6 protein-coding genes are annotated in these 5384 nt (G+C 63.4%); 4 read left to right on the top strand and 2 right to left on the bottom strand.

Annotation, left to right across the window (positions count from 1 at the left end):
* The first annotated feature begins 172 nt into the window (after positions 1–172).
* Both mce and M1L53_RS32840 read left to right on the top strand, forming a co-directional pair.
* Positions 173–646, top strand: coding sequence for a methylmalonyl-CoA epimerase (gene mce, locus M1L53_RS32845; RefSeq protein ID WP_037131968.1), 474 nt, complete (start codon positions 173–175; stop codon positions 644–646).
* A 40-nt stretch (positions 647–686) separates the two neighbouring features.
* On the top strand, positions 687–1745 hold the full coding sequence (locus M1L53_RS32840; protein WP_007733248.1) for a hypothetical protein: 1059 nt from the start codon (positions 687–689) through the stop codon (positions 1743–1745).
* Between the two features lie 7 nt (positions 1746–1752).
* Here M1L53_RS32840 and M1L53_RS32835 read toward each other — a convergent pair whose 3' ends face one another.
* Together M1L53_RS32835 and nucS are read right to left on the bottom strand one after the other, a co-directional pair.
* Complete coding sequence (locus M1L53_RS32835) at positions 1753–2097, bottom strand: hypothetical protein (protein ID WP_054828484.1); 345 nt, start codon at positions 2095–2097, stop codon at positions 1753–1755.
* 19 nt (positions 2098–2116) lie between these two features.
* Positions 2117–2791 carry an endonuclease NucS gene (gene nucS, locus M1L53_RS32830; RefSeq protein WP_007733244.1) on the bottom strand — a complete coding sequence of 225 codons (675 nt, stop codon included), beginning with the start codon at positions 2789–2791 and terminating at the stop codon, positions 2117–2119.
* Positions 2792–2833: 42 nt separating this feature from the next.
* Between nucS and M1L53_RS32825 the strand changes: the two genes are divergently transcribed.
* Together M1L53_RS32825 and M1L53_RS32820 are read left to right on the top strand one after the other, a co-directional pair.
* Positions 2834–4426 carry an adenylate/guanylate cyclase domain-containing protein gene (locus M1L53_RS32825; protein WP_054186446.1) on the top strand — a complete coding sequence of 531 codons (1593 nt, stop codon included), beginning with the start codon at positions 2834–2836 and terminating at the stop codon, positions 4424–4426.
* A gap of 140 nt (positions 4427–4566) precedes the next feature.
* On the top strand, positions 4567–5193 hold the full coding sequence (locus M1L53_RS32820) for a dihydrofolate reductase family protein (RefSeq protein WP_007733241.1): 627 nt from the start codon (positions 4567–4569) through the stop codon (positions 5191–5193).
* The last annotated feature ends 191 nt before the right edge of the window (positions 5194–5384 follow it).

Raw genomic sequence — 5384 nt, 5'->3', positions numbered from 1 at the left:
TTCAACGATCCGAGGAGTCGACCCATCGGGGTACGAGCTCCCGCAACAATCACAGAACTGGTCACGATTTCCTCCGGCTGCAAAAGAGAGATAGTCGTCGGTTCCGTGCGGCCTAAGAGCCAAGTCACATCCCGACGTGTACTCCTCAAACGGTAGCGCTACCGTGAAAGGTATGACACAGACCTCCCCCAGTTCTGCACTCGCACCTTTGTCGTCCGACCTCGTCGTCGCGATCGATCACGTCGGAATCGCGGTGCCCGATCTCGACGTGGCAATCGCGTGGTACACGCAGCACCTGGGCATGGTGTCGACCCACGAGGAAATCAACGAATCGCAGGGCGTGCGTGAGGCCATGCTCTCCGTCGTCGGCTCCCCCGCCGGATCCACTGCCGTTCAGCTGCTCGCGCCTCTGGACGAGAACTCGACCATCGCCAAGTTCATCGACCGAAGCGGCCCTGGACTCCAGCAGCTCGCCTACCGGGTCACCGACATCGACGCCATCTCCGCCGAGCTTCGCGACCGCGGGGTTCGGTTGCTGTACGACGCTCCCCGACGCGGTACGGCCAACTCGCGCATCAACTTCATTCACCCGAAGGACGCCGGCGGCGTCCTGGTGGAACTGGTCGAACCCGACGCGAGCCACTAGCAGACCCGACTCCAGCTCGTATGCCAGGTAGATTGTCGCCATGGCATACGAGCAGGACCGCGGTTCGATCCAACTTCCGTTCCAGATCGCACGGAAGGGATACGACCGCGACGAGGTACGCAACTACTTCGAGCGATTCGACGCGGAGCTGCGAGTTACCGCGGCTGATCGTGATGCTGCCGCTGCGCAGGCCCGTGACCTCGCCAAGCAGCTCGACGATGCACGCGACGACATCGACGACCTCCGCAAGGACGTAGACCGCCTCTCGGTACCGCCCACCACTGCGGAGGGCATGAGCGATCGCATCAGCCGCATGCTGCGCCTTGCCTCCGACGAGGCCTCGGAGGTGCGCGCGAAGGCCGAGGCCGACGCAGCCGAGATGACCTCCATCGCCGAACAGGACGGCGCTCGCCTACGTGGGCACTACGAGTCGCTGATCGCCGAACTCGAGGACCGTCGCAACGCGATGGAAACCATGCACGAGCAGACCATGGCGCAGGCCCGTACCGAAGCCGCCCGGATCGTCGAAGCCGCGCAGGCCGAGCGGGATCGACTGGCTGCCGAGTCCGAGGCCAAGCGCACTCAGATCCGCGAAGACTTCGACATCTCGATGTCGGAGCGCCGCGCCAAGGTCGTCGCCGCCGTCAACGAGCTGGAGTCGTCGAGCAAAGCAGAGGCCGAGCGTCGACTCGCCGATGCGTCGCACGAGGCTCAGCGCAGGCTGCAGGCCGCCACTGATCAGTCCGAGCGCAAGATCGCTCACGCGAAGGAACTCACCGAAGAACTGCGCGTTCTCCGAGGCCGAATCCTGGCTCAGCTCTTGGGCATTCGCGGACAACTCGATTCGGTTCCGGCCATGCTCGCATCGGTCAACCGGGAGAGCGAACTCCTCGATGCACCGCCCGCTCCGGTCATCGTCGAAGCCGAGGAAGATCTCGAGATCGAAGACAAGAAGGCCGACGCAGATAAGGTCGACGCAGATCCGGTCAAATCAGAACCGAGTATCGACGAAGACGACGTTCTCGAGGACTCGGACGAGACGAACACCGCCGAGATCGACACCCGCGCCGTCGAGCAGCGAGCCCAGTCCAGGAACTGATCGACGCTCAGGACCACCGTCTGGTCAGGCTGCGCGTACCGCGGCCTGACCAGCATCCGGTATGCCAGTGTCGACGCTCGTTCGCGCCGCCCGGTTCCGAAGGCCACGTCACCACGTGAGCGACGCCGGGTCTGATGTCGTGATCACAACCGGGGCATCGATAGAACTTCGTCGCGTTGGAGCCGGGTATCGGCCTCACCATGTACATTTCACCGCCCGGCCCGGGTTCCTCCCGGACCAGCGCTCCGCCGAACAACACGCCGCTTGGTGACGCCGACTCCGCGCTCGAATCCCGAGCACGCCGAGTATCCGTTCGACGGGTTTGCTTCGGCGAAGGTTTGCGGCGCGGCATGGTTCGAGTCTAAACAGCGTCAGAAGAGGCGGAACTCGGTGCTTTCGGTGCCCCGCAAGGCCTCGTAGTCAAGGACCAGGCAACGGATCCCACGGTCGTTGGCCAAAGTCTTTGCCTGCGGCTTGATCTGTTGCGCTGCAAAAACTCCCGTGACCGGCGCGAGCAGCGGATCGCGGTTGAGCAATTCGAGGTAGCGCGTCAACTGCTCGACGCCGTCGATCTCGCCGCGACGCTTGATCTCCACCGCCACCGATGCACCGTCCGCGTCTCGGACCAGAAGATCGACCGGCCCGATGGCCGTCATGTACTCACGCCGCACCAACGTGTAGCCGGGGCCGAGTGTCTCGACATGCTCCGCCAGAAGTTCTTGAAGGTGTGCCTCGACACCGTCCTTGATCAATCCCGGATCGAGACCGAGTTCATACGACGAATCGTGCTCGACCTCTTCGAGAGTGATCCGCAGTTCCTCGCCCGCCTTGTTGGTGACGACCCACAGGATGTCGTCGCCGTCCCCGGTGGTCTCGACCAACCAGCACGGCGGACTCATCCAGTTGAGCGGCTTGTACGCCCGATCGTCGGCATGGATACTGACCGAGCCGTCGGCTTTGACCAACAGCAGTCGTCTTGCGGTAGGGAGGTGGGAGGTCAGGCGTCCCACATAGTCGACACGGCAACGAGCAATAACTAGGCGCACCGGACCACCCTAAGCGATCATTACGACTACTCTCGACACACTATGCAGCGAAGCCGTGTCCCGAGTGCGCCCCTGGGGTCGTGGCTGCTCGGATCCACCGACGAAAGCCCCAGGCGCCGCCGAATCCGCGTCCAGGCACTACTCACCGCGCCCCTCCTGGTCACAAACCTGATCGGAGCGGTACTGGCGATCGTGCTCATCGGATTCGTGGTTCCCGGACCCGAGATCATCCACCCCGAATTCGCATGGATCAACTTCATTGCCGTGCCCGTCTTCATCGGGTGTGTCTTTCTCATCGGACTTCTGTGGGGCACCAAACGGCTGATGCGGGATCTTCGATGGGCCACCGAGGATCACCCACCGACAGAGCAGAATCAACGCGCGGCGCTGCGCGGGCCGTGGCGACTGACCCGAGTGCAAGCCGTCCTGTGGACGGCCGCGCTCATCACCTTCACGACCATGTACGGAATCGTCGACCCCGACGCCATTCCGAAAGTTCTGTTCACCGTGGCTTTCAGCGGTATCACCACGTGCGCTTTCTGCTACCTGCTCAGCGAGTTCGCACTCCGCCCGATTGCTGCGCGTGCACTCGAATCCGGAGCACCCCGCAAGGCTGCCGTTCTCGGACTGACCGGCCGGACAATCCTCGTCTGGCTGCTCGGAAGCGGAGTCCCCGTCACCGGCTTGATGCTCGTGGCGGTCTTCAGCTTCATCCGGCCTGCATCGTGGCAAGCCCTCGCGATCGCCATCCTCGTCATTGGCGGAATCACCCTGTGCGTCGGACTCGGGCTGACATACATCAACATTCGGTCCGCCGCGGCCCCCATTCGGTCCGTGCGACGAGGAATGGAACAAGTCACCCGTGGCGACCTCACCGCGTCCGTCGTCGTGTACGACGGAACGGAACTGGGACTACTGCAGGCCGGCTTCAATCGCATGGCCGAGGGTCTGCGCGAGCGAGAGCGAATACGCGACCTCTTCGGGCGCCACGTCGGACACGAGGTTGCCGCAAACGCGGTTCGCCGAAACCCGGAACTCGGCGGTGAAGAACGTGACGTTGCCGTACTCTTCGTCGACGTCATCGGATCGACCACCATCGCGGCCACCAACTCCCCTACGGCGGTGGTCGCTCTACTCAACCGTTTCTTCGACGTCATAGTCGACGAGGTCGACGCACACGGCGGATTCGTCAACAAGTTCGAGGGCGACGCAGCGCTGGCGATCTTCGGAGCGCCGACGACACTCGACGATCACGCCGGCAGCGCACTCGCCGCTGCCCGCAAGATTCAGCAGCGCCTGCGTGCCGAGGTTCCGGAAGTGAGCGCGGGAATCGGCGTCGCCGCAGGTGTTGCCGTAGCCGGGAACGTCGGTGCGCGAGAAAGATTCGAGTACACCGTCATCGGTGATCCCGTCAACGAAGCGGCGCGACTGTCCGAAGTTGCCAAGACGGTTCCGGGTAACGTCGCCGCATCCGGTCGGGCTGTGGCTGCCGCTGACAGCGCCGAGGCTGCACAGTGGTCGATCACCGAGAACATCACCCTTCGCGGCCGGCTCGAACAGACCGAGCTCGCGATTCCGTGCGACGCCCTAAAGTCCGAGACCAGCCCGTCAGACTCCGTGCCCGTTCAGCCCTGACCCCACCTCCCCCTGAGCGAACGGCACGTTCGGTCGATCCAAGGCGATCAACGCCACGTTCGCTCGATGACTTTCCCGCTTCTCGACGGTCTATATCGGCACAGCGGAAATCCGACGACGCCTGGGAGATGGGTACGACTATGAAACTGACGACCTTTACCATCGCCACTCTCGACGGGGTGATGCAAGGACTCGGTGGGCCGGACGAAGATCGGCGAGGTGGATTCGAGCGGGGCGGCTGGTCCGCGCCATTGGTGGACACCGAAGCCATGGATTACCTCGTCCAGGTCTACCAGCGCGCTGACGCGTTCCTGTTCGGGCGACACACGTACGAGATCTTCGCCGGCTATTGGGGCGCGTTCGAGAATCCCGACGTCAACCCCATTGCAAGCGCACTGAATTCGCGGCCCAAGTACCTTGCGTCGACGACGCTCACCGATCCGCAATGGAAGAACACCACGGCCCTTTCAGGTGACACCGCCACAGCGATCGGCGAACTGAAAGCCAGACCCGGCGGTGAGCTTCAGGTGCACGGCAGTGGCAACCTGTGCCGCTGGCTTTTCGCGAACGATCTTGTCGACGAGATGATCCTGCTGATCGTTCCGGTGGTGGTAGGCCAGGGCACGCGACTGTTTCCCGACTCCGGACCGGACATCGCACTAGAGCTGGCCGAATCGCGAGCCACATCAAAGGGCGTGACGATTCAGAGGTATCTGCCGGCTGGCCGGCCGAAGTATGCGACTGCCACCGCCGACGGCATCGACTGATCCGGGCAAAGTGCCTGTCGTCCTCAGTCGTGTTCCCGCCCCTGATGGTGTGAACGTACCGTTCCCCTCGTTGAGGAGGGTGAGAGTGCCGTTCACTCCATGCCGGGGTGCCGGCGGCGTGCCCGCCCCTTTGATGGTGCGAACGGTGCGTTGGGTCGATCTGAGGCGACGAAAGTGCCGTTCGCTCGAAG

It is taken from the genome of Rhodococcus sp. T9N, assembly GCF_024436645.1.
GTDB lineage: Bacteria > Actinomycetota > Actinomycetes > Mycobacteriales > Mycobacteriaceae > Rhodococcus_F > Rhodococcus_F qingshengii.
Note: the sequence above shows the minus strand (reverse complement) of the source record. Positions and strands in the feature narration are given on the sequence as shown.

Bases quoted from the DNA above. Each gene is read 5' to 3' on its own strand.
- M1L53_RS32820 (WP_007733241.1), top strand. From the start codon at position 4,567: ATGAAACTGACGACCTTTACCATCGCCACTCTCGACGGGGTGATGCAA.
- M1L53_RS32840 (WP_007733248.1), top strand. From the start codon at position 687: ATGGCATACGAGCAGGACCGCGGTTCGATCCAACTTCCGTTCCAGATC.
- M1L53_RS32835 (WP_054828484.1), bottom strand. From the start codon at position 2,097: ATGCCGCGCCGCAAACCTTCGCCGAAGCAAACCCGTCGAACGGATACT.
- M1L53_RS32825 (WP_054186446.1), top strand. From the start codon at position 2,834: ATGCAGCGAAGCCGTGTCCCGAGTGCGCCCCTGGGGTCGTGGCTGCTC.
- mce (WP_037131968.1), top strand. From the start codon at position 173: ATGACACAGACCTCCCCCAGTTCTGCACTCGCACCTTTGTCGTCCGAC.